General features: G+C 62.6%; 19 protein-coding genes and 1 pseudogene. 8 read left to right on the forward strand and 12 right to left on the reverse strand.

All coding sequences use genetic code 11. The features are described from left to right. The first annotated feature begins 151 nt into the window (after positions 1-151). Entirely contained in the window at positions 152-985 is an 834-nt protein-coding gene (locus tag ACPDZI_RS15095; protein WP_268029372.1) for a hypothetical protein, read from the forward strand. Positions 986-1,049: 64 nt separating this feature from the next. After that, on the forward strand, positions 1,050-2,057 hold the full coding sequence (gene pgl / locus ACPDZI_RS15100; protein WP_438833408.1) for a 6-phosphogluconolactonase: 1,008 nt from the start codon (positions 1,050-1,052) through the stop codon (positions 2,055-2,057). Between the two features lie 101 nt (positions 2,058-2,158). Here the strand turns inward: pgl and ACPDZI_RS15105 are convergent, their stop codons facing one another. After that, entirely contained in the window at positions 2,159-3,397 is a 1,239-nt protein-coding gene (locus tag ACPDZI_RS15105) for a uracil-xanthine permease family protein (protein WP_016351527.1), read from the reverse strand. 305 nt (positions 3,398-3,702) lie between these two features. Between ACPDZI_RS15105 and ACPDZI_RS15110 the strand changes: the two genes are divergently transcribed. After that, entirely contained in the window at positions 3,703-5,010 is a 1,308-nt protein-coding gene (locus ACPDZI_RS15110) for a hypothetical protein (RefSeq protein ID WP_438833409.1), read from the forward strand. After that, positions 5,007-5,348 carry an RT0821/Lpp0805 family surface protein gene (locus ACPDZI_RS15115; protein WP_268029375.1) on the forward strand — a complete coding sequence of 114 codons (342 nt, stop codon included), beginning with the start codon at positions 5,007-5,009 and terminating at the stop codon, positions 5,346-5,348. Before ACPDZI_RS15110 ends, ACPDZI_RS15115 begins: the two co-directional genes overlap by 4 nt. Before the next feature lie 67 nt (positions 5,349-5,415). Here ACPDZI_RS15115 and ACPDZI_RS15120 read toward each other — a convergent pair whose 3' ends face one another. Next, on the reverse strand, positions 5,416-7,131 hold the full coding sequence (locus ACPDZI_RS15120; protein WP_187267714.1) for an NAD-dependent malic enzyme: 1,716 nt from the start codon (positions 7,129-7,131) through the stop codon (positions 5,416-5,418). Positions 7,132-7,370: 239 nt separating this feature from the next. Here ACPDZI_RS15120 and ACPDZI_RS15125 point away from each other — a divergent pair, with 239 nt between their 5' ends. Beyond that, positions 7,371-7,520 carry a response regulator gene (locus tag ACPDZI_RS15125; protein WP_438833410.1) on the forward strand — a complete coding sequence of 50 codons (150 nt, stop codon included), beginning with the start codon at positions 7,371-7,373 and terminating at the stop codon, positions 7,518-7,520. After that, positions 7,520-8,500 (forward strand): ATP-binding protein, encoded by a 981-nt coding sequence (locus ACPDZI_RS15130; protein ID WP_438833411.1) that lies wholly within the window; start codon positions 7,520-7,522, stop codon positions 8,498-8,500. Before ACPDZI_RS15125 ends, ACPDZI_RS15130 begins: the two co-directional genes overlap by 1 nt. A 64-nt stretch (positions 8,501-8,564) precedes the next feature. On the opposite strand, the gene ACPDZI_RS15135 is transcribed toward ACPDZI_RS15130, so the two are convergent. The 9 genes from ACPDZI_RS15135 to ACPDZI_RS15175 form a co-directional block, all read right to left on the reverse strand. Continuing rightward, on the reverse strand, positions 8,565-9,536 hold the full coding sequence (locus ACPDZI_RS15135) for a formate dehydrogenase subunit gamma (RefSeq protein ID WP_011706854.1): 972 nt from the start codon (positions 9,534-9,536) through the stop codon (positions 8,565-8,567). Further along, positions 9,533-10,156 (reverse strand): formate dehydrogenase FDH3 subunit beta, encoded by a 624-nt coding sequence (gene fdh3B / locus ACPDZI_RS15140; RefSeq protein WP_011706855.1) that lies wholly within the window; start codon positions 10,154-10,156, stop codon positions 9,533-9,535. The genes ACPDZI_RS15135 and fdh3B overlap by 4 nt, the downstream gene beginning before the upstream one ends. A gap of 4 nt (positions 10,157-10,160) precedes the next feature. After that, entirely contained in the window at positions 10,161-13,037 is a 2,877-nt protein-coding gene (locus ACPDZI_RS15145; protein WP_438833412.1) for a formate dehydrogenase subunit alpha, read from the reverse strand. 23 nt (positions 13,038-13,060) lie between these two features. Beyond that, positions 13,061-13,264 (reverse strand): transcriptional initiation protein Tat, encoded by a 204-nt coding sequence (locus tag ACPDZI_RS15150; protein WP_005347650.1) that lies wholly within the window; start codon positions 13,262-13,264, stop codon positions 13,061-13,063. Positions 13,265-13,333: 69 nt separating this feature from the next. Continuing rightward, entirely contained in the window at positions 13,334-13,954 is a 621-nt protein-coding gene (locus tag ACPDZI_RS15155; RefSeq protein ID WP_438833413.1) for a TorD/DmsD family molecular chaperone, read from the reverse strand. A 10-nt stretch (positions 13,955-13,964) separates the two neighbouring features. Beyond that, positions 13,965-15,719: a 4Fe-4S dicluster domain-containing protein gene (locus ACPDZI_RS15160; protein ID WP_438833414.1), complete on the reverse strand. Its 1,755-nt coding sequence runs from the start codon at positions 15,717-15,719 to the stop codon at positions 13,965-13,967. A gap of 104 nt (positions 15,720-15,823) precedes the next feature. After that, positions 15,824-16,426 (reverse strand): DUF3306 domain-containing protein, encoded by a 603-nt coding sequence (locus tag ACPDZI_RS15165; RefSeq protein WP_438833416.1) that lies wholly within the window; start codon positions 16,424-16,426, stop codon positions 15,824-15,826. Then, positions 16,419-16,973 (reverse strand): DUF3305 domain-containing protein, encoded by a 555-nt coding sequence (locus ACPDZI_RS15170; protein WP_043162616.1) that lies wholly within the window; start codon positions 16,971-16,973, stop codon positions 16,419-16,421. Before ACPDZI_RS15170 ends, ACPDZI_RS15165 begins: the two co-directional genes overlap by 8 nt. Before the next feature lie 438 nt (positions 16,974-17,411). Further along, a complete protein-coding gene (locus ACPDZI_RS15175; RefSeq protein WP_438833417.1) occupies positions 17,412-18,338 on the reverse strand; it encodes a DUF4062 domain-containing protein in 927 nt (308 codons plus the stop codon). A gap of 221 nt (positions 18,339-18,559) precedes the next feature. Here ACPDZI_RS15175 and ACPDZI_RS15180 point away from each other — a divergent pair, with 221 nt between their 5' ends. Both ACPDZI_RS15180 and ACPDZI_RS15185 read left to right on the forward strand, forming a co-directional pair. Next, a complete protein-coding gene (locus ACPDZI_RS15180) occupies positions 18,560-19,417 on the forward strand; it encodes a formate dehydrogenase accessory sulfurtransferase FdhD (protein ID WP_438833418.1) in 858 nt (285 codons plus the stop codon). 101 nt (positions 19,418-19,518) lie between these two features. Next, a complete protein-coding gene (locus tag ACPDZI_RS15185; protein ID WP_438834584.1) occupies positions 19,519-20,385 on the forward strand; it encodes a substrate-binding domain-containing protein in 867 nt (288 codons plus the stop codon). Positions 20,386-20,550: 165 nt separating this feature from the next. Here ACPDZI_RS15185 and ACPDZI_RS15190 read toward each other — a convergent pair. Then, positions 20,551-22,644 (reverse strand): annotated as a pseudogene (locus tag ACPDZI_RS15190) (sensor histidine kinase). Between the last annotated feature and the right edge of the window lie 25 nt (positions 22,645-22,669).

A 22,669-nucleotide genomic window follows, 5' to 3' on the forward strand; every position in this document is an offset into this window, starting at 1 on the left:
CAGTCCACACTGGTTTTGTGACACGCCGGCCAGAATGGGCCACCGTTTGCCGCTAGCCTGAAGCGCTTACCTCCCCCAGTGAGGGGTCTGCCAATCCGGGTCGGCCGCGATACACTGAGGGGCCAACCCCCACATTTGCCAAGGTGCGCCAATGAGTTCTCAACCCTCTCTGCTCTCTTTTCTCGGCTCTCCCCTGCTCGGGGTGGCTGCCACCTATGTCGACCCCGCCAGCAAGGAGACCGGCGTCTACATCTGCGGGGTCGAGATCCAGCCCAGTGACGAGCTGCTGCTGAGCTTTCCCAAGGGGCATCAGCTGGCGGTGGGGGAGAAGATCACCCTGCATCTGGACAACCGCACCGGGGTCGACGAGTACGACGCCTCCTTGAGTGTCTACCGCGTCTCTTACAAGGGGGTAATAACACGCACCGCCCCGGACAAGGTGCAGGTCACCCCGCTGCAGTTCGAGCTCTGGTACGGCAACCGGGTGGTCTATGGCTTCGCCCAGCCGGACTATCAACATCCGGCCGATGAACGCCCTGCCCGCGAGCTGCCGGTCACCCCGCTCACCGGCCTGCCGGTGCCTGACCTGCGCGAAGTGGAGAACAAGATCGGGGTGCTGGTGACCCGGGCCCAGTCCCAGCCGCACACCACAGTGCTGGCGTTTCTCTCCTCCGATGAGGACGACATCTTCTTCATCACCTTCCCCGAGACCTTCAAGTCGCAGTTGCTCAAGCGCGACGGTCGCTGCCACTTCGCCATCGACTCGCGGGCGGTGTTCACCTATACCCGCGCCATCGAGTGGAACTACACCATCATCGCCGCCGATGCCTACCAGATCCCGCAGGATCACCCGCTGTTCGAGTCCATCCGTGCCGCTTTCGTGCAGAAGAACCCGTGGGAAGTGGGTTTCTTCAGCCACCCGCAGGTGGAGCTCTACCACCTCAAGGCCCGTCAGGTGGTCTGCCCGGGGCGGGCAAAAGAGTAGGCCAGAGCAGGCCCGAAAGAGGATAAGATGAGCGCCGTTGCCCATGACAAGGAGTAGAGAACAGATGCAGCAGGTCGTTTATGTGGCGAGCCCCGCCAGCCAGCAGATCCACGTGTTCGCCCTGACCGGGAGCGGGGAGCTCGCGCCATTGCAGGTGGTCGACACCCCGGGCCAGGTCCAGCCGCTGGTGATCAGCCCGGACGGGCACTGGCTCCATGCCGCCGTACGGCCCGATTTTGCGCTCATCAGCTACCGGATTGGCGTGGATGGCCGGCTCAGCGAGCCGGGCTCGGCGCCGCTGACGGGCAGCGCCTCCCACACCGCCATCTCGGCTGACGGCCGCTTCCTGCTGGCAGCCTCCTATGCCTTCAATCATGTCACCGTCTCCGCCATCGGAAGCACCGGTCGGGCAGCGCCGCCCCACCAGTCGCTCGACGGCTTGCAGGCCGCCCACTCGGTCACCCTGCTGGCCACCGACGACCGGGGCGAGCAGGAGGTGCTGGTCGCCTGCCTCAAGGAGGACCGTATCCGCCGCTTTGTGCTCTGCCGGGAGGGTCGGCTGCGCCCCCATCCGCTGGGGGATCTGCAGACCGCCAGCGGCGCCGGCCCGCGCCATCTGGCGCTGCACCCAAGCAATGGCGACCTCTATTGCCTGAACGAGCTCGACTGCACCATCAACCGCTACCGGCAGACCGCCAATGGCGAAATCACACTGTGCCAGAGCCTGGAGATGCTGCCCGCCGGTTATCAGGGGGAGTACTGGGGCGCGGATCTGCATGTGACGCCGGATGGGCGCTTTCTCTACAGCAGCGAGCGGGCCAGCAGCCTGCTGACCCAGTTCGCCATTGCGCCGGATGGCGAGCTCGGGGTGGTCGGCCACTTCCCCACCGAAGCCATGCCGCGCGGCTTTGCCATCGACGGGCAGGGCCGCTGGCTGCTGGCGGCAGGGCAATCCTCCCACCAGTTGGCGCTGCACCGCATCGATCCGGCCAGCGGCGCCCTGACCCTGCAGGCACGCCAGCCGGTGGGCGAAGGGGCCATGTGGGTGCGGGTATTGACGCTGGCGCCCTGAGTCCTGAGCCCTGAACCTCGCGCTCGATGCACCGACAAAACAGAGAGGCCACCCTGGGGTGGCCTCTTTTTCATCATCTCAATGCAAGTCAACGCAGGGATTTAATCCTTGGCGCTCTCCATGGCACCCTCTTCGGAGTGCTGGGGCAGGATGAGGTTGAGCAGGATGGCGGCCACCGAGGCCAGACCCACGCCCGCCAGGGCGAAGTCACCGATCTTCATCTCCAGCGCACCGACACCCACGGTCAGGGTCACGGCCACGATGGCGATGTTGCGCGACAGCCCCAGATCCACCTTGGACTCCACCAGGGTCTTGAGACCGATGGCGGCGATGGATCCGAACAGCAGCAGCATGATGCCGCCCATCACCGGCATCGGGATGGAGGTGAGCAGGGCGTTGAACTTGCCGAAGAAGGCCAGAATGATGGCGAACACCGCGGCCCAGGTCATGGTGACCGGGTTGAAGTTGCGAGTGATCATCACGGCGCCGGTCACTTCGGCATAGGTGGTGACGGGGGGACCACCGATAAAGCCGGCGAAGCAGACGCCGATGCCGTCACCGGCCAGGGTACGGTGCAGACCTGGGTTCTTGGTGTAATCCTTGCCCGTCACGCCACCGATGGCCAGCACGCCGCCGATGTGTTCGATACAGGGGGCGATGGCCACCGGCAGCATGAACAGCGCCGCAGCCCAGTTGATCTCGGGGGTCACGAAGTGGGGCAGCGCCAACCAGGGGGCGTTCACCATGCCATCGAAGCTCACCTGACCCATCAGCACGGCGGCCACGTAACCCGCGATGACGCCGGAGAGGATGGGGATGAGCTTGATCCAGCCCTTGCAGAACACCGCCGCAATCAGGGTCACCGCCAGCGAGATGCCGGCCAGGGTCAGCGCAACCGAGGCTGGCACCACCTGCTCACCGCCGGCACGGCCCATCGCCATGTTGCAGGCCACCTGGGCGACCGACAGACCGATCACCATGATCACCGGACCAATCACCACCGGCGGCAGCAGCTTGTGCACGAAGCCCATCCCACGCACACGAATGAGCGCGGCCAGGATGAAGTACATGAAACCGGCAGCAAACAGACCGAACATGGTGGAGGGCAGGCCCCAGGTCTGGGTGGCGTAAATGATGGGGGCGATGAAGGCAAAGCTGGAACCGAGGAAAATCGGGACCTGGCGGCGGGTGCAGAGCTGGAACAGCAGGGTGCCCACACCGGCGCCAAGCAGGGCCATGGAGGGGTTCAGTCCGGTGAGCAGGGGCACCAGAACCATGGCACCGAAGGCGACAAACAGGATTTGCAGCCCGGCGACACTTTGCTTGACTAAGGAAAACATGGATGTCCTTAACTTTTTGATAACTGACAGGGATATTTGACACTTTTCAGTTATCACAAGACTTTTTCAAGGCATTGAATGAGCTATTAGGCGTCATTTGTTGCCTCTTACTGCTTGGGGAGGGCATGAAACTGGCTTTTTAGGCGGGATTCGTTGCTACAAGCATCGAGGAAGCGATTTTACGCACTTTTATCACCGACGCCAATCGTTTTTCCACGCGGTTTTGTTGTCAGGTGTTGCCCCTGCCCCGCCACCGGCCCCCTCTATACTTGATGACGTGAATCCAGCCGGACAAGGAGTCCCCCATGTCACTGCCCGCTTTCAAACCCAGCCAGCGCCGACTGCTGGTGGGCTCGGCCATCGCCCTGGCCCTGTTTGCCACCCCATTCAGCTATGACTTCAGCCACCATCAATGGCAGTTGAATCAGGCCTATGCCAAGTCCTGTTTCGTGGCCGGCACCCCCATCCTGATGGCCGATGGGGAGGAGCGCCCCATCGAGACCCTGCGGATCGGTGAACGGGTACGGGATCAATATGGCCGCAGCAACCAGATCCTGGCGATCGAACGGGTGCTGCTGGGAGAGCGCCGGCTGTACGGGCTCAACCGGCTGGCCCCCTTCTTCACCGCCGAACACCCCTTTCTGACCACCCGCGGCTGGGCGGCCATCGCCCCGGCCATGACTCGTACCGAAACCCCGACCCTCGCCGTGCTGCCGCTCTTTACCGGCATGCATCTGCTGGGTTGGTCGGAACACGTCTGTGCAGGCAACCTGGCGCTGGCCCCCCACCCCATAGAGCTGCTGGTGGAGTCCCTCTGCTGGCTTGATGCCCCGCCCACCACGGCACTGTTCAACCTGATCCTCGATGGCAGCCACAGCTATGTCGCCAATGGGCTGATCGTTCACAACAAGGATGGCGATGGCAGTGGCGGCAGCAGTGGAAACGGTGGAGGAGGAAGCAGCGGCGGAGGCAGTAGCAGTAGTGGAGGCGGTGACAGCGATGGCGGTAGCAGCAGCGGTGGAGGCAGCGACAGCGATGGTGGCGGCAGCAGTGGTGGAGGCAGTGACAGCGACGGCGGTGGCAGCAGTGGTGGAGGCAGTGACAGCGATAGCGGTGGCAGCAGCGGTGGAAGCAGTCACGATGGCGGCAGCGACAGCAGCCATGGCGGTGGGGAACACGCCGGGGGCGATCGGCATGCCGGTGGTGAGCAGCATGGCGGAGGAGACCGCCACGCCGGCGGAGATCGTCACGGTGGCGGGCGTGGCCTGGGCAACGGCCTCGATGACAACGGGGTCGATGCCGTGGATGCCAGCGGCAACGAGATCCGGGGTGACGGCACGGTCGATGACAACGGGATAGACGCCGTCGATGCCAATGGCAACGAGATCCGGGGTGACGGCACGGTCGACGACCACGGGGTAGACACTGTCGATGCCAACGGCAACGAGATCCGGGGTGACGGCACGGTCGACGACCACGGGGTAGACACTGTCGATGCCAACGGCAACGAGATCCGGGGCGACGGTACGGTCGACGATCGCGGCCAGACCCTGACCGATGCGCAGGAGCAAGCGCTGATCCAGCAAGGATTCAACAGCAAGGTGCAACCATGAGCCGTTATCTGCTGATCTGCCTGGCAATGTGGTTGTCCGGCTGTGCCACCCAGCCAACCGCCCCGCTCTATCACCAGATGGACAAGCAGGACGTGGTGCTGGCCAATCAGGCGCTGGCCGAGGCGCTGCAAACCCGTCCCAAGGGCCAGAGCCTCACCTGGATCAACCCCACCAGCCGCCACTCGGGCAGCGTCACGCCACTGCGCACCTTTCGCCATTCCAACGGCCTCTGGTGCCGCGACTACCGCGAGCAGCTCTACATAGGCCAGGCCAGTCAGCAGTGGCAGGACACCGCCTGCCGCAGCAAGGCGGGGCACTGGCTGCCGCTGCGCAGCTGACAACTCAGGCAACAAAAGGGGGTGGCCATGGCCACCCCCTTCTATTGCAAGTACAAGCTTGCTGCCATCATACCCGGCGATAGGGCAGGTAGACCGGCTCCCACATGTGGTTGAGGATGTGCTGCTGCAGATCCTGACCGATCAGCGGGTGGGAAGGATCCCGCCGCACTATGTCCTTGAGCACCGCCGTCGCCACGTGTACCGAAATGTTGCGCAGCTCGCGAATGCGCGGATAGACGGCCCCCTTGGCCAGGTCCACCTCACTCACGCACTCCGCCAGCGCAAAGGCGGCGGTGGTGAAGATGTCCGGCGTAATCTCGCGGATCTGGCTGACGATGGCCGCCAAACCCACCCCCGGGAAGATGAAGACGTTGTTGCCCTGGCCGACCCGGAACTCCTGCCCCTCGTAGTGCACATCCTTGAACGGACTGCCGGTGGCGACGATGGCCTTGCCCTGGCTCCAGCGATAGATGTCGTCCGGCAGCGCCTCGCAGTTGGCGGTCGGGTTGGAGAGCGGGAACACCATTGGGCGCGCGCAGTGTTTTTGCATCAGCTGCACGTGCTCCTCCTTGAAGGCGCCGCCCGAGCCGCTGGTGCCGAGCAGCACGGTGATCGGCACGTGGCGCAACACGTCGGTCAGGTTGGCCTTGCCGGGCACCTCGGTGTCCCAGCCGGCCAGCAGCAGGCCCGGCTTGGCGTAGCGACGCTTGTACTCGTCGAGCCCCTCGCGGTTGTCACACACCAGCCCCTGGGTATCCAGGATGTAGATGCGATCGCGAGCCGCCTGCGGATCCAGCCCTTCGCGGATCATGCCCGCGCAGATCTGATCCGCCACCCCGACCCCGCCGGCACCGGCGCCATAGACCAGGTAGTTCTGCTGGCCCAGAGTCTCGCCCTTGACCTTGACCGCCCCTATGATGCCCGCCAGCACCACGGCCCCGGTGCCCTGGATGTCGTCGTTGAAGGACGGCAGCGACTGCTGATAGCGGGAGAGGTTGTTGAAGGCGTTGGACTTGCTGAAGTCCTCCCACTGCAGCACGGCGTTCGGGAAGTGGCGCTTGACCCCGGCCACGAACTTGTCGATGAAGTCGTCGTACTCCTTGCCGCGAATGCGCTTGTGGGGCTGACCCAGGTACATGGGATCATCCAGCAGCGCCTGATTGTCGGTGCCGACATCCAGCGCGATGGGCAGGCAGCAGGCGGGGTGAATGCCGGCGGCCAGGGTATAGAGGGAGAGCTTGCCGATGGGAATGCCCATGCCGCCCACCCCCTGGTCACCGATCCCCAGGATCCCCTGGCTGTCGGTCACGACGATGATGCGCACCGATTTGGCATCCAGCTGACGGGCCAGGGAGCCCATGTCATCGACGTTCTTCGGGGTGATGTAGAGGCCGCGCGCCTTCTGGTAGCGGTGGCTGAACTCCTGACACGCCTTGCCCACGGTCGGGGTGTAGATGATGGGGGTCATCTCCTCCACGTGGCGCGCCAGCAGGGCGTAGAACAGGGTCTCGTTGCGATCCTGCAATGCCCGCAGGTTCTGATACTTCTCGATGTCGCTGCAGGCGCTCAGAAAGCCCTGATAGACCCGATCCAGCTGGGCTTCGAAGGTTTGCACTTTGGGAGGCAACAGGCCGTCGAGCTCGAAGTCGGCGCGCTCCTGTTCGGTAAAGGCGGTGCCCTTGTTGAGATTGCGATCGTTGAGCAGATCGGTGCCAGTCAGTGCAACGGGGCGAAAATCTTGTCCCTGTGCATCTTTCCACAGCAGATATTGTCCGGTAGCCATAGTCATTCTCTTTGATTTACGTGAAATTGCCGTTCGGCAGGAGAGCAAGACTCATAATGAAATCAATCATATGACGTTTGCCTGTTTAGTTTTGTGAGCTTGGGCATACCCTGCGGCCAAAGTCCGCACCAAGGCGGGTGATGGCCTCATACCGGCCACGCGCCGCAGAGAGCGGCCAACTATGCTCAACTGCAGGCCACCGGCAGGGAAGGTTCCCGGGGGCAGGAGAGAACACACAGATGAGTGAAATCCTGATCGTCGATGACATGGCATCCAACCGCTACATCTTGCGCAGTTTGCTGGAAGAGGCGGGTTACCGGGTACGGGAGGCCACCGACGGCCTGCAGGCAGTGGATGCCGCCACCGAGTCCCCCCCGATCTGGTGCTGATGGACATCAACATGCCGGTGATGGACGGTTACGAGGCATGCCGGCGTATCAAGCAGCTGCCGGGCCAGTGGTGCCTGCCGGTGCTCTTCATCAGCGCCAACAGCGGGATCGGGGCGCTCGAGCAGGCCTTTCAGGCCGGCGGCTGCGACTATGTCTCCAAGCCGTTCCACCAGCTCGAGGTGCTGGCCCGGGTGCAAAACCAGCTGCGCCTCAAGGAGCTGGGGCGCCAGCAGGCCAAGGTGCAGCTCTACCAGAGCCTGTTTCAGCTCACCGCAGGCATCGCCCACGAGATCAACACCCCCATCGGTATCGGCATCACCGCCTCCAGCCTCATTCAAGGCGCCGGCGATCTGCTGGCCAGCGCGGTGCAAAACGGCATGCTGGGGCAGCGCCTGCTCCAACAGCAGCTCACCGACATCAAGGAGGGCACCGAGCTGGTGGAGTCCAGCCTGCGCCGGGTCGCCCTGCTGGTGACCCGCTTCAAGGAGCTGACCCGGGATCAGACCGAGCTGCCCGCCACCCCCTTCGCCGTACAGAAGAGTCTGCGCAAGCTGCTGCAGGCCTTCACCCCCGAATTTCTCATCGCCAGGGTCAACGCCGATCTGGGCGGCGAGGAGGTCACCCTGATCGCCCCCGAGTCGCTGTTTCTCGACCTGGTGCAGGAGCTCATCAAGAACAGCATGGAGCACGCTTTCAAGGGGCCGGGGGAGCATCGCCTCACCCTGCAGGTGGAACGCGCCGGCAGCGAGCTGCTGCTGATCTATCGGGACAACGGCCCCGGCATGGCGGCCGAGCAGCTGGTCCACCTGTTCGAGCCCTTCTTCACCACCCTGCGCGGTGACGCCCGCCACTGCGGGCTGAGCGCCTGTCGCATCCACAATCTGGTGGAGAACAACCTGCACGGTCAGCTCGCCGTCACCAGCCCGCCCGGCGAGGGACTCTGCTACCGCATCCGGCTGCCGCTGCAGCCGCCGCTCTGAGCGGCAGACACAAAAAAGGGCGCCGCAGCGCCCCTTCTCTTTCATCCTGATGTCGCGGTCAGCCTCAGCCTGACTTGCCTGCCTTGGGCTCGTCGAGCTGGTGCTTCACCTCTTCATACCAGAGATCGTGGTGCTCCTTGGCCCAGGTTTCGTCCACCTCGCCGCTGATCATCCCCTCCAGCGCCCCTTCCAGCTGGAACAGGCCCATGTAGATATGGAAGATGAAGCCGCAGATGAGGATGAGGGCCCCGACGATGTGGATGAAGCTGGCCCACTCCATCTGGCGGCGCAGCTGGCCGAAGATGGGGAAGTCCAGAAACAGCCCGGTCGCCACCACGATGCCGCCAAACCAGATCAGCAGCCAGAAAATGGCCTTCTCGCCGCCGTTGGAGAAGCCCGCCGAGGGGTGACTCCCCTTGTGGGGCCCCAGCATGCCGCCCGCCTTCATGAACCAGCGCACGTCCACCATGTTGACGATGTTGTGGCGAAACCACTTGATGAGCACTCCCATCAGGCAGAGGAAGAAGAGCGGCCCCACGTAGTTGTGGAACACCTTGGCGAACCAGATCCAGTTCTCCCACACCCCGATGCTCACCACCGGCTTGATGAAGTGCTTGCCGTAGATGATGGCCAGCCCCGACCCGGACAGGGTCAGGAACATGCCCGCCGTGGTCCAGTGCAGCGCCCGATCCAGCCGGCTCCAGCGCTTGAGCTTGCGCCCGGTGCGCGGTTTGGAGAGCTTGGTCGGCCCCACCGCCCAGTACATCAGGCCACACATGGCGAGCGACCCGAAGATGGCGATGGCACCGAGCGGCGACACCCACTTGGTCTTCACCTCGAACCAGAGCTGGCCCGGCACCGAGATGAGCACCCCGTGCTCCGGCGAGCGGGAGGTGGTCACCCCCTCCTGCCCGTCCTTCACCGCCCGCCAGTAGTCGGCGCCGGCAAAGCCGACCGCCTCTTTCTCGGCGTCGGCGAAGCTGGCGGTACTCACCAGCAGCAGGGCGGCAAACAGGGCCATTAGCCAGGTTTTCATGCCGCCCCTCCCTTGCCCGCCTTGCTGGCGTCGTAAAACAGCTCTTCACCGCTACCCCAGCCCGCTTCCTTGGCGCCGCGATAGGCGACCCGCTCACGGAAGATGTCGGAGATGACCTGCGCATCCCCCGCCAGCAGCGCCTTGGTGGAGCAGAGCTCGGCACACATGGGCAGCTTGCCCTCGGCGATGCGGTTGGCACCGTACTTCTGGCGCTCCGCCTCGCTGTGATCCTCTTCCGGGCCGCCGGCACAGAAGGTGCACTTGTCCATCTTGCCCCGATCGCCGAAGGCGGCGGTCTTCGGGAACTGGGGCGCCCCGAACGGGCAGGCGAACAGGCAGTAGCCGCAACCGATGCAGAGATCCTTGTTGTGCAGCACTATGCCGTCGTCGGTGTGATAGAAGCAGTCGGCCGGGCAGACCGCCATGCAGGGAGCGTCGGTACAGTGCATGCAGGCGACCGAGATGGAGGTCTCCCCCGGCAGGCCGTCGTTGAGGGTCACCACCCGGCGGCGCTGGATGCCCCACTCCAGGGCATCGTCGTTCTCGTTCTTGCACGCCGTCACACAGCCGTTGCACTCGATGCAGCGCTTGGTGTCACACATGAATTTCATTCTGGCCATGAGATCAGGCTCCTACTTGGCGAAAACGGCACAGGGTGACCTTGGTCTCCTGCATCTGGGTAACCGGGTCATAGCCATAGGTGGTGACTATGTTGACCGACTCCCCCAGCACATAGGGGTCTGACCCTTCCGGATATTTGGTGCGCAGATCCTGGCCCTCGAAGTGACCGCCGAAGTGGAACGGCATAAAGGCGAGCCCAGGTTTGACCCGCGGGGTCACCAGCGCCTTCACCTTGACCCGGCCCCCTTCCGGCCCCTCCACCCACACATCCTGACCGTCGCGCACGCCGACGTCGTTGGCATCCGCCGGGTTCATCTCGACGAACATCTCCTGCTGCAGCTCGGCCAGCCAGGGGTTGGAGCGGGTCTCGTCGCCGCCCCCCTCGTACTCCACCAGACGGCCGGAGGTGAGGATGATCGGGAACTCCTTGCTGACGTCCTTCTCCTGCACCGAGGCGTACTGGGTCGGCAGGCGCCACAAGCTCTTGGCATCGGGCCAGGTGGCGTAGTCGGCCAGCAGATCCCGGCGCGGGGTGTAGAGCGGTTCGCGGTGCTTGGGCACCTGATCTGGGAAGGTCCACACCACGCAGCGCGCCTTGGCGTTGCCGTAAGGGACGAAGCCGTGCTTGATGGCGACCCGCTGGATGCCGCCGGAGAGGTCGGTCTTCCAGTTCTTGCCCTCGGCCTCTTTCTTCTCGGCCTCGGTCAGCTCATCCCACCAGCCAAGCTGTTTCATCAGGTCGGCAGTGATCTCGGGATAGCCATCCTCCACCTCGCTTCCCTTGGGCCAGGAGTCTTCGGCGAGCAGCGAGACGCCCTGATACTCGATGCCGAAACGGGCGCGGAAACCGCCGCCCCCTTCCGACACCGGAATGCTGGTGTCGTAGAGGATGTGGCTGCCGGGGTGCTTCATCTCCGGGGTGCCCCAGCAGGGCCAGGGCAGACCGTACACTTCGCCGCTGACCGGGCCGCCCTCGGCCTTGAGGTTGGTCTTGTGGAAGGTGTGCCAGTTCTGCTGGTGCGCCTTGAGCCGCTCCGGGCTCTGGCCGGTGTAGCCCACGCTCCACATGCCGCGGTTGTACTCGCGGGTGATGTCTTCCAGCAGTGGCTCGTTGTTCTCGACCTTAATGTGCTTGAACAGCTCATCGGCAAAGCCAAGCTTCTTGCTCAAGAGATACATGATCTCGTGGTCCACCTTGGATTCGAACAGCGGCTCAACCACCTTGTCGCGCCACTGCATGGAGCGGTTGGTGGCGGTGACGGAACCATAGGTCTCGAACTGAGTGGTGGCCGGCAGCAGGTAGACACCGTCGGTGCGATCGTTCATGACGGCGGCGACCGTGGGATACGGGTCGACAATCACCATCATGTCGAGCTTTTGCATCGCCTTCTTCATCTCGGGGCCGCGAGTCTGGGAGTTGACCGCATGGCCCCAGTAGAACATGGCGCGGATGTTGGAGCCCTGCTCGATGAGATCGGCGTTCTCCAATACCCCGTCCACCCAGCGGGAGACCGGAATGCCGTTGTTGTTCATCGGCAGCTTGCCGTTGTAGGCCTTGTTGTCGAAGCGGGCCTTGATCCACTCGTAATCGACATCCCACACCCGGGCCCAGTGCTTCCAGGAGCCCTCTTCCAGCCCGTAGTAACCGGGCAGGGAATCGGAGGTGACGCCAAAGTCAGTGGCGCCCTGCACGTTGTCGTGACCACGGAAGATGTTGGTGCCCGCACCGCTCTTGCCCACGTTGCCGAGGGCCAGTTCGAGGATGCAGTAGGCACGGGTGTTGTTGTTGCCCGTGGTGTGCTGGGTTCCGCCCATACACCAGACCACGCAGCCGGGACGGTTGTCAGCCAGCAGCTTGGCGGCGCCATAGACCTGCTGCTCGTTGAGGCCGGTCACCCGCTCCACTTCGGCCGGAGTCCAGCGCGCCACCTCTTTTTGCACCTCGTCCATGCCATAGACGCGGGTGCGGATGAACTCCTTGTCTTCCCAGCCGTTCTTGAAGATGTGCCAGAGCATGCCCCAGATAAAGGCGACGTCGGTGCCCGGACGCAGGGAGAGGTACATGTCCGCCTTGGCGGCGGTACGGGTGCGACGCGGGTCGACCACCAGGATCTTGCAGCCGTTGCGCTCTTTCGCCAGCAGGATGTGCTGCATGGCGACCGGGTGGGCCTCTGCCGGGTTGGAGCCGATAAACATGATCGACTTGCTGTTGTGCATGTCGTTCAGGCTGTTGGTCATGGCGCCGTAGCCCCAGGTGTTGGCGACACCAGCGACCGTGGTGGAGTGGCAGATCCGCGCCTGATGATCCACGTTGTTGGTGCCCCACAGGGAGGCCATCTTGCGAAACAGGTAGGCCTGCTCGTTGGAGTGCTTGGCGGAGCCGAGCCAGTAGACGCTGTCCGGGCCGGACTCCTTGCGAAGGCGCAGCACCTCGTTGCCCACCTCTTCGATAGCCTGATCCCAACTGATGCGCTGCCACTTGCCGCCCACCAGCTTCATCGGGTACTTGAGGCGACGCTCACCGTGGCCGTGCTCGCGCAGGGCCGCCCCCTTGGCGCAGTGACCGCCGAGGTTGAAGGGGTGATCGAATGCCGGCTCCTGACCGGTCCAGACACCGTTCTGCACCTCGGCATAGACACCGCAACCCACCGAGCAGTGGGAACAGATGGTGCGCTTCACCTCGACCGGCACCTCGGCTGCCACGGTTTTGGCCTCGGCCCGCTGCATCATGGCTGGGGCCAGCCAACCGGCGGCCACGGCGCCACCGGCTACCAGACCGGAATTGACCATAAAGGCGCGACGGGTCAGCCCCTGACCGCGAATGGCCTCATTGCCCTGCTCGCCCGCCTGGGGCTGCTCGGCACGTTTTGTCAGTTTCATGAGTTCTCCTTCACTGATCCGGCTCAGTCGGTGCCGCGCAGGGTGCGATAAAAGTCGTGAACATGGGGGGTCTCCCGATAGCCCTGATCAGGCTTGGTATCGTGGGTCAGCGCCTCTTTGCTCACCACCCGACCGGCAGCACCGGCCAGTACGCCTATGGTGGCGACCACGCCAACTCCCTTGATCAGATTGCGGCGGGACGGGTCTTTCAGCTGTTCATCGCTCATCTTTCTGTGACCTCTGCTGTTATGGTCGGCTGCGGTGAGCCGGTTTTGCTATGAGTGGGTGGCGCAGCGTCATGGCTGCGTCACCACCGGGCTGCCAAAGGGCAGGCGCAGTTCCTGTTCCAGTTTGAAAAAGTCTTCGGCAAGAGCACCGACCGCCCGATAGAAGCTGCCCCCTTTCGCCTGTTGCTGATCGCGGCAGCAGGCGAGTACCCAGGGGGCAAGGTGGCGTTCATAGAAGCGGTTGCGATCCGGGTGCTGCTCGGCAATCAACACCGCCATCACCTCGCAGAGGGCGGCCAGGTGATCTTCCGGCTCGCACACCCCGCTCTGGCGCTCGAAACCGAGGGACTGCAGGTCTGCGCGCAGCACCGCCAGCGGCAGCTCCATCAAGGAGCCGGTGAGATACCAGGAGGCAAACGGCACTATCTCCCCGCGCCCCAGCCCGATAAAGAGATCCTGATACTCCTCGGCAAGCTCGTTTTCGTGGTGGCTGCTGGCCGCCAGCTGCACCAGCCCCAGCCCTCTGGCAAAGGGGCCCGGCATGGCTTGCAGGCCTTGCAGCCAGGCGAGCTGCTCGCCACGGGGAGCGGCGCGCCAGAGGCTTGCCAGCAGGGCGTAGAGATCGGCGCTGCTCTGTTCCAGTTCAGTCATGGTCAGTTCGCCAGCCTTTTCGTTATGTTGTTCAGTCATCGCTGGCCCCTCACAACTTGAGCTGGGAGACGGGATCCGCCGCCAGCGCCGCAAACACATCCTTGACCCGGCAGTCCTCGCACATCAGCAGCCGCTGGGCGGCCTCGTTCTGGAAGTGGGAGTGACCGGCCAGCTTTTGCTGGATGCGGCGGATAAGAGAGGCCGGCGCGAACGGCTTGGCGCAGCGAATGCAGCAGGCCGCCTCTTCGGCTTTGAGGCTCTGCACGGCGCGGCGCGCCTCGGGCACGGGTTGCAGGCGGGGCATCAGCACGATGGCCTGCTCGGGGCAGGCCTTTTCGCACATGCCGCACTGGATGCAGTCCTGCTCGATAAAGTTGAGACCCGGCGTGTGCCCCACCGCATGCAAAGCGCGGCTCGGGCAGACCGCCACGCAGCCCATGCAGAGGGTGCAGTCAGCGCCTTTGAGCTCCACGCTGCCATAAGGGGCACCGTGGGGCACCACCAGCGGCTCGCGGCTCCCCTCGTTGGCCTGCCAGAGGGCGTCGAAGGCGGCAAACAGGTTCTCCCGTTTGTCCCCTTTCAGCGGTTTGTCCAGCAGGGCAACAGCTGGCTCACAGAAGAGCGGCTTATCTTGTTCGGTATCCGGGTTAAACAGGGCGATGCGAGCGGCAGCAAGACCGGCACCCGCCAAGAGCACGGCAGCGCTCGCCAGTTCCCGCTCAACCAGTACGCGGACACTTGCGGGGGCATCGTCGCCCAGCGCGATGCGCACCGCGCTGGCGCCATAGGCAAGGGCGGCGAACCAGCTCTCGATGCCTAAACTCGCGCTCTCCTCCACCCAGACCGGCAGCCAGTTGGCGGGCAGGCGGGTGAGTTCGGCTTCCACCCATTCGCGCTCGTTTTCACCGGCGATCAGCAACTGAGGCGCGTCGCCGCCCGCCTCCCGATAATGCTTGAGCAATCGCAGCAGGTAGTCGCCGCTGGTGTTGGCATCGGGTTGGTGATAACCGATGGCCCCAGTCGGGCAGGCCGAGGCACAGCTGCCAAAGCCCTGACAGAGATGGGGATCGATCTGGATGCGACCATTGATGGGCTTGAGGGCATCGGTCGGGCAGACATCGAGGCAGCGGCTGCAACCGGGCACGCCACGGGCGGTAAAGGCGCAGGACTCGGGGTCCAGGCGAAAATAGCGCGGCTTGTCGAAGATACCGGTCAGCGCACAAAGTTCTGCAAGTTGTCCGGCCAGTAGTTCGGCCAGGTCAGCGTCATCAGCCAGATGCAGATAGCCCACCGGCGGGCGCTCCAGCGCAAACAGCGGGACGCGGCCCAGATCGGCCACCAGATCGAAGCGCGGTTCGCGTAGCTGTTCACTGACAGCAGCCGCTTGTTGTGGAAAACAGAGCGCCGCCAGAGAGATACGCTCACCCTGCCCGTTAAGGCCGGTGAGCTGGAACTGGCCGAGATACCCGGTCAGGCTGGGCTCGCGCAGGGTCAGGGCATCCAGGGTAGCGGTAGCCTCGAAGATGGCCTCGAGATCCGCCGCCTCGGCGTCATGGACCGCTTCGGTCACCAGCAGGGTCGGCATCACGCCTTGAGGCAGCAGGCTGGCGGCGCGGCGAATGCGGTCTTCCGGGCCGACCAGCAGCAAGCGCCCCTGACTCTGGTAGGAGACGGTGGCCGGGATCAGATTGTCGGTCTTGACCGTATGCTGCAGGGCATGGGCGCGGGCACGTTCGTTGCGCGCGGCCACGCCATCGGCGGTCAGTGTTGCGACGGATGTTGTTATGGGTTGTTCGATGCTCACATGCACTCCTGTGCGCGCCACCTCGTGGGATGGCGTGCTTGTTGGTCAGCTGGGAGAGCAAGAGCCGAGCCAACTCCCCCAGGAAAAAAGTGACTGGCAGGGAGTCAGGATCCCAAATGCTCCATTCCCCCACCCTTGGATGGGACATTTTGTCCATCATGGCCAACCAAAATGTCCCGATCGTCGGTAGGGTTTTGAGAATGGTTATCAGCCAACCCTTGCGGCTCGCTAGTTATGGCCGTGGCGGCCACAATCGCCGGTTCGGGTGCGGCAGCGGTTAAGTGAGGCGCTTCGCCATCGGGCGTGCTCACCTGCTCCACCAGCCAGTTGCGCAGCCCGGCGCTCAGAGCTGCAGGCAGCAATTCGGGTTGGCTGAAATCCTGGGTGTAGTCATCGAGCCCATCCGGCTTGTGAGTGCGAAATATGGCCCGCAGCGCCTCCTTGTCGGGGAGTGCTGGCTTCTCTGAAGGGGTCGTTTTGGGCTCTGATCCGCGCGGCTTTTCCCCTTCGAGGTGGAGAGGAACATCACTCCCCTTGTCAGTGCTGACTACGGTGCTATCCAGCGCAGTATCTGGCATTTCACCTTCGCTACTGCCTTCGATAGGGGTCGCAAGCACCTCAGGGGTAGCCTCTTCCTTTGGCTGCAATGGCTGATGCTTGCGCGCCTCACTCTTGCGCGACGACCAGCGCTTGAGGAACTCACTCATGGGCGCGATTTCCGCTGTCACTGCCACGCTCACGGCCATCGGGGCCGGTGGCTTTAACGGCGCCGCAGCTGGCTTGATCTATCGTATCGACACCGAGCTGATCCTGCGCCCGTCCCTTGCCCTTCTTGCCCTTGCGGCGGGCCTCCAGCAGCTCGCCGTGACGGCCGATAAAGGCCTCCACCCAGGCTTGCAACGCCTCGGGCAGCGGGCAGGAGAGCACCTGCCGCTCGCCATCCATATAGGCGGCGGCCACGGTCTGACTCAGGGTGAGGCCATCGGCCACAAAGCCACTGTCCACGCGGCTTCCGGTGACAAAGAGGCGGGGCGAGCCGGAGCTCAAATTGAAGCGATAATCCCCCCGCTCATCGCGAAACAGGGTAAGGGGCAAGGCGCCGGCAGCCTCAGGTTCGGCGGGGTGGAGCGCCGCAATCTCGAAACGGCGGCTCTGCCAGCGGCCAACCTGGCTGTCGATGGCCTTTAACTCCAGTTGCAGCCAGCGCTGCGGGGGCAAGGTATTGGTTGTCTCTTGCACTGTCACGGCTCCCATCAGAAGGTCTCTGCCGGGCCACCCTCCCCCGTAATCCACCCCGTTCGAGGCGGATCACGGCAGGAGATTCAGGGCGGCCACGGCCATCAATGGGATAAGACATAGCAAGAGTGGGGCCAAGGCCGGTTTGATGGCTGATGGGGGTTTTGATGCGGGTTGGCGCGGGCGTAGGTTGGTGCAGAGCGCAGTGAAGCCCAACATGCGGAGTAAAACCAATCAGCCTGTGTATCTAATCGAGGGAGTGGCAATAATCGAATATGCCTGAATTATCCGATTATTGCCTTGATAAGAATGTTCGCGGTAAACGTTGGGCTTCACTGCACTCAGCACCAACCTACGATTTAACCCAACATACGAGATAGATAAAATGACTTCATTATGGAAATAATGAATCAATATCACCAAAAATTCAACGCATAGCATGTAGCTATATTGATATTATCCAACTTCCTTCTTGATGATTGCATAATCTCGGTGAGCACCTTCATTTTTTTCAATTTCATTAACAAAATCGTCGCTATAGCCAGCACTTCTCAAAAAATCACCAACGGTTTTTGATTGTTCAAATGCACTATATAATTCATCCACACCAATTTTTTTGGTGGACATCGCAATAATATATTTAATCATTGGATGGTTTTCAAAAATTTGAATCTGGCTTTCTCTAAGTGCTTTATTTGAAGATGTAATTATTTCTTCAAAATTTTCAGGTTGTAGCTTTTCCATTATTGATTCAGTGTAATTTTTGAGTACAGAACTAAGCTCTTTTAACCCAGAAACTTGCGCAGAAAGGTCTTCAAGATCTTTATCTCTTTTTTTATCTGATAAAAGATCAGCGAATAATCCGGCCCACTGATCTTTAAGCCAGCTCGATAAATCATCAAACTTCTCAAAATCTTTTATAACATTATTTCTTTTTTGAGAATATATGTCATCTATCAATTTGAATATATTTACATTATCAACATGAGCATACTCAATATTCTGTTTTTTTCTATTTTTTTTGTATGTTTGATATTCGGAATGAACATTCTTTTCTATAAAAATGTATATTGGAATGTCATTTTTTCGTGCGGTCTCATATTCTTTCTTAGTTACTGAGTTGTAAAATTCCAACCCATGTTCGGCATCGGGTTCTGAAGCCGGGCTGCCATACCTCCCGCCAATAATCAATACCAATATATGGCAATTTTTTATTTCTTCATAGCATGATATATCAAGAGGTGCATCATGATGAAATGGTATATCGCCATCTTCAAATAATACGGACTCATATCCCATACCATCGATGAATGCTTCTAAACTATTTCGTATGTGTTTTAAATCATAATATGTTGAAGAAACAAAAACTCTTGGCTTTGCCATATTTACATTCCATTAATACTTGAAAAAATAAAATGAATTAAGTGTAGCTAATACTATATAAGCATTTTTATTTATGTTTTGTCTACATCCAGCTAACGAAACTATCAAAATGGCCACCTTCGATATCTACTGTATAGATATATCTTTACTGCCATATTAATCTGGAACAAAACTTGCTGTATCCCTCCCCTTAGATCCCGGCAACCGGTCGCGAGGGGCCCATGACACCGACCTTTATCAAAAGCAATGCCGCAGCCCAGCTCACCATGGCCGTCGAGGTGATGGATGAGCAGGGCACGCTGCAAACCCGCCAAATCGCCTGTGAGCGGCCACTGACGGTCTACCTCAACTGGAAGGAGATCGTAACCCTGATGACGCTGGGGGCCCGCCCCGAGGCGCTGGTGCTGGGTTATCTGAAAAATCAGGGCTTTATCGAGGACATTGCAGCCATCGAGTCGGTCATCGTCGACTGGGAGAGCGAGGCCGCCGCCGTGGTGAGCAGCCAGCAGGCCGCCGATCTCGACGAGTCGCTGGAGAAGAAGACGGTCACCTCCGGCTGCGGTCAGGGCACCATGTATGGCAGCGTGATGAAGAAGCTCGAAGGGGTGGTCTTGGCGGCGCCCGAGCTTAAACAGAGCACCCTCTACGCCCTGCTCAAGGCGCTGTCGGCCCATAACGAAACCTACAAGATGGCGGGTGCCGTCCATGGCTGCGCCATCTGTCGCGGCGCCGAAATCCTCTCCTTTGTCGAGGACGTGGGGCGCCACAATGCGGTGGATACGCTGGCGGGCGAGCTCTGGATGCGCGGCGAGGCTGGCCACGACAAGATCTTCTACACCACGGGACGGCTCACCTCGGAGATGGTGATCAAGGTGGCGCAGATGGGCATTCCGGTGCTGCTGTCGCGCTCCGGCGTCACCCAGATGGGGCTGGATCTGGCCCGCCAGCTCGGCATCACCATGATTGCCCGCGCCAAGGGGCGCCACTTCGAGGTATTCAGCGGCCACGACCATATCGTGCTGGACGAGAAGCCGCCGGTGCTGGCGCCCGGTTCAACCGGTCGCGGGATGCGGGACTAGGTAATGAACGAGTTGATGAGTGCCAAGCAGATCGCTCTGTATCTCGATCACGCCACCACACAGGCCACCACAGGGGTCAGGAACAAGCCATGAACGAATTTATGAATGTGAAGCAGGTGGCCGAGTACCTCGATCTCAACGAGAAGAAGGTCTACCAGCTCGCCAACGAGGCGCGCATCCCCGCCACCAAGGCGACCGGCAAGTGGCTGTTTCCCCGCTCCCTGCTCGATCGCTGGCTGCTCGGCAGCTGCCACGAGGGGGTGATGAACGACCGGCTGCTGCTGGCGGGCTCGGACGACGTGCTGCTCCACTACGCCAGCAGCCGCTTGGCCCGGCAGCTCGGCACCCAGGCACTGGTGGGCTACACCCCGTGCGGCACCCGTCAGGGGCTGGCGATGCTGGCACGCGGCCATGTGGATCTGTGCGCCATCCACTGGGGCCAGGCCGAGGAGGCGCACCTGCGCCATCCGGCGCTGGTGCAGCAGTATCAAGGCCACCGGCAATGGGTGATCGTTCATGGATTCAGGCGGGTGCAGGGGCTGGTGCTGCGCCGGGGCTTGCAACCGAAAGAGGCGAGACAGGCGCTCGACTGGCGCTGGGCCATGCGCCAGGAGGGGGCCGGCAGCCAGCGCGCCCTGCAGGAGTGGCTGCAAACCCAGGGCGAGTCGCTGACCCGGCTGGAGTGCACCCTCGAGGTCAACAGCGAGCGGGAGCTGGCCGCCGCCATCAGCCGTGGCGATGCCGATGTCGGGCCCGGCGCCCAGAGCACCGCCACCGAGTTCGGCCTCGACTTCATGCCGCTCTCCCAGGAGTGCTTCGATCTGGTGATGCCGCAGGGGGTCTTCTTTCGCACCCTGCTGCAGCAGTTGATCGGCTGGCTGCAATCCCCCGAAGGGCGCGAGCTGGCGGCCCGCCTCGGCGGCTATGACCTGACCCAGAGCGGCAAGCTGGTGTGGAGCCCGCAGTAAGTATCCCCTCACTCTCCCGTAAAAAAGCCCGCCAAGACCAATATTGACGGGCTTTTTTGTGCCTGAAGTGGTTAAGACAGCTTGTCGTCACCGGCCTCACGCCCCTCCTCATTGAGGGCAATGCGTGCCCTTCAAGTTCGGCGAGCTTTTTTGTGGCTGGCGTGGTTAAGACGGGTGGTCGCCACCGGCCTCGCGCCCCTCGGCGTTGAGGGCGATACGCCACCCCTCCAGCCGGGCGCGCTCGCCGCCGCTGGCCAGCCGGGCGTGGCTGCGCAGGCGGATGGTAAAGCAGCTGCCCTGCCCCGGGGTGGAATCTACCAACAGCTCCCCGCCCCAGCGGCTGATGATGCGGTGGCTCAAGGCCAGCCCCAGCCCGGTACCGGTGGCGCGGGTAGTGAAGAAGGGGTCGAAGATCTTGTCGATGATGGCGGCCTCGATGCCGCTGCCGTTGTCGATGACCCGCACCTCGGCCCCCTGCAGGGCCCCGGCGTCATCCAGCCAGTCGCGGCTCTCGACCCGGATCTCCCCCTGCTCCCCCAACGCATGGCTGGCGTTGACCAAGAGGTTGATCAGCACCTGCAGCAGCTGCTGGCGATCCGCCTCAATGGGCTGCTGGGCCCTGAAATCGGCCACCAGGTTCACCTGCTGCTGGCGCAGGGCGGAGCGCACCAGGGTCAGGCTCTCCTCGATGATGGGGGTGAGGTGCTGCCACACCGGCGCCGTCTCGTAGTCGCCGGGACGGGAATATTGCAACAGGCTGCGGGTGATGGCGCGAATGCGCTCGATCTGGGCCAGCACCAGCGCCAGCTCCTCGCTCACCGGCGCGGCCGCCTCCCCCAGCTCCAGCTTCATCAGCTCCACGTTGCCGAGGATCACCGCCAGGGGGTTGTTGATCTCGTGGGCCACCCCGGCGCAGAGCTCGCCGAGGGCCGCCAGCTTCTCACTGATCAGCAGCTGCTGGCGGGCCTGGGTCAGCATGTGGATGTGGTGCTCGAGCTCGGCTGTCTTCTGCTCAAGGCTTTGGGTACGCTCGGCCACCTTCTGCTCCAGCTCGTCGGCGCTGCGGGCCAGCTGCTGCTGGTGCGCCGCCTGCTGGTCCAGCATGGCGTCGAACTGGCGACCGAGCTGGGCCAGCTCGTGATCGGGGTCGAGGGCCAGCACGCCGATGCGGGCCGGCTGACCCGCCTGCACCTGGCGCACCACCTTGTGCATCCGCTCGATGGGGGTGAACAAGTCCCGCGCGCCGCGATAGACCAGCAGACCGGAGAGCAGCAGCAACACCACCACGCCGGAGCCCAGCTCCAGCAGGTTGGTGAGGTAGGTACGGATGATGGGCCACTCGAGAAAACCCACATAGAGCATGCCGATGCGCTCGCCATTGGCGCCCAAGAGCGGCTCGTAGCCCGACACATACCAGGCGTCGTGCACGAAGGCGCGATCAATCCAGGGCTCACCGCGTCCCAGCACCTGCTCGCGCACCGGTGCCGACACCCGGGTGCCCACCGCCCGCCCCAGCTGGCGACTGCTGCTGGCGGGCACGTTGGTGCTCACCCGCAGATCGCCGAGAAACAGGGTGACGGTGCCGATGCTGCCGGCCGGCAGGGTGTTCTTGGCAAACACCTGCCCCTTGAGCTCGTCCACCAGCCGGGTGCTGCCGTTGATGAGCTCGCCCCCTCCAGCACGCCCCAGAGGCTGCCGTCCCGCCCCATCACCGGGGTCAGCGAGAGGCTGACCAGGCCGCGAGTCTCCTGCCCCGCCACCGGATCATATTCCCGCTCCAGCACGGCGCGGCTGGCCAGCGCCGGCGAGAGCGCCAGCAGTTGCTCCCGCGACCAGACCACGAAGTGGCTGACACTGCGCCCGGCGCCAAGGGCCGCGCGATCCTGCGCGGGCAGCAGATCCAGCTCGCTGCCGCTGCGCAGACGCAAAAAATCAAGGCCGTAGTTGGCGGCGAGCGGCATCACCCATTGGCGCAAGCGAGCGGGGGGATTCGCGCAGTTGCAGCTGGAAGGCCCAGGCATCGCGCAGGTGTTCGAGGTGCTCGGCCTGGCGCTGCTGCTGCACGCTCACCGCGTGGTGGGCGACGCCCAGGTCGCTGCGCACCGTGGTGAGCAGGTTCTGCCAGCTGTAGGTGAGGGTCCAGTAGAGAGTGAGCCCTATCATGCCGGCCAGGGTCAGCATGATGGGCACCGAGGTGAGCAGCAGCAGACGCCAGCGTACCTTGGTTCTGAGCAACCCAGGGATCTGCGCCAGCCTCATGACTCACTCCGGCGGCAAGGGGCGA

It is taken from the genome of Aeromonas oralensis (assembly GCF_049665575.1).
In the GTDB taxonomy this organism is placed as follows: domain Bacteria; phylum Pseudomonadota; class Gammaproteobacteria; order Enterobacterales; family Aeromonadaceae; genus Aeromonas; species Aeromonas hydrophila.

Bases quoted from the DNA above. Each gene is read 5' to 3' on its own strand.
- ACPDZI_RS15095 (WP_268029372.1), top strand. From the start codon at position 152: ATGAGTTCTCAACCCTCTCTGCTCTCTTTTCTCGGCTCTCCCCTGCTC.
- pgl (WP_438833408.1), top strand. From the start codon at position 1,050: ATGCAGCAGGTCGTTTATGTGGCGAGCCCCGCCAGCCAGCAGATCCAC.
- ACPDZI_RS15105 (WP_016351527.1), bottom strand. From the start codon at position 3,397: ATGTTTTCCTTAGTCAAGCAAAGTGTCGCCGGGCTGCAAATCCTGTTT.
- ACPDZI_RS15110 (WP_438833409.1), top strand. From the start codon at position 3,703: ATGTCACTGCCCGCTTTCAAACCCAGCCAGCGCCGACTGCTGGTGGGC.
- ACPDZI_RS15115 (WP_268029375.1), top strand. From the start codon at position 5,007: ATGAGCCGTTATCTGCTGATCTGCCTGGCAATGTGGTTGTCCGGCTGT.
- ACPDZI_RS15120 (WP_187267714.1), bottom strand. From the start codon at position 7,131: ATGGCTACCGGACAATATCTGCTGTGGAAAGATGCACAGGGACAAGAT.
- ACPDZI_RS15125 (WP_438833410.1), top strand. From the start codon at position 7,371: ATGAGTGAAATCCTGATCGTCGATGACATGGCATCCAACCGCTACATC.
- ACPDZI_RS15130 (WP_438833411.1), top strand. From the start codon at position 7,520: ATGGACATCAACATGCCGGTGATGGACGGTTACGAGGCATGCCGGCGT.
- ACPDZI_RS15135 (WP_011706854.1), bottom strand. From the start codon at position 9,536: ATGAAAACCTGGCTAATGGCCCTGTTTGCCGCCCTGCTGCTGGTGAGT.
- fdh3B (WP_011706855.1), bottom strand. From the start codon at position 10,156: ATGGCCAGAATGAAATTCATGTGTGACACCAAGCGCTGCATCGAGTGC.
- ACPDZI_RS15145 (WP_438833412.1), bottom strand. From the start codon at position 13,037: ATGAAACTGACAAAACGTGCCGAGCAGCCCCAGGCGGGCGAGCAGGGC.
- ACPDZI_RS15150 (WP_005347650.1), bottom strand. From the start codon at position 13,264: ATGAGCGATGAACAGCTGAAAGACCCGTCCCGCCGCAATCTGATCAAG.
- ACPDZI_RS15155 (WP_438833413.1), bottom strand. From the start codon at position 13,954: ATGACTGAACAACATAACGAAAAGGCTGGCGAACTGACCATGACTGAA.
- ACPDZI_RS15165 (WP_438833416.1), bottom strand. From the start codon at position 16,426: ATGAGTGAGTTCCTCAAGCGCTGGTCGTCGCGCAAGAGTGAGGCGCGC.
- ACPDZI_RS15170 (WP_043162616.1), bottom strand. From the start codon at position 16,973: ATGGGAGCCGTGACAGTGCAAGAGACAACCAATACCTTGCCCCCGCAG.
- ACPDZI_RS15175 (WP_438833417.1), bottom strand. From the start codon at position 18,338: ATGGCAAAGCCAAGAGTTTTTGTTTCTTCAACATATTATGATTTAAAA.
- ACPDZI_RS15180 (WP_438833418.1), top strand. From the start codon at position 18,560: ATGACACCGACCTTTATCAAAAGCAATGCCGCAGCCCAGCTCACCATG.
- ACPDZI_RS15185 (WP_438834584.1), top strand. From the start codon at position 19,519: ATGAATGTGAAGCAGGTGGCCGAGTACCTCGATCTCAACGAGAAGAAG.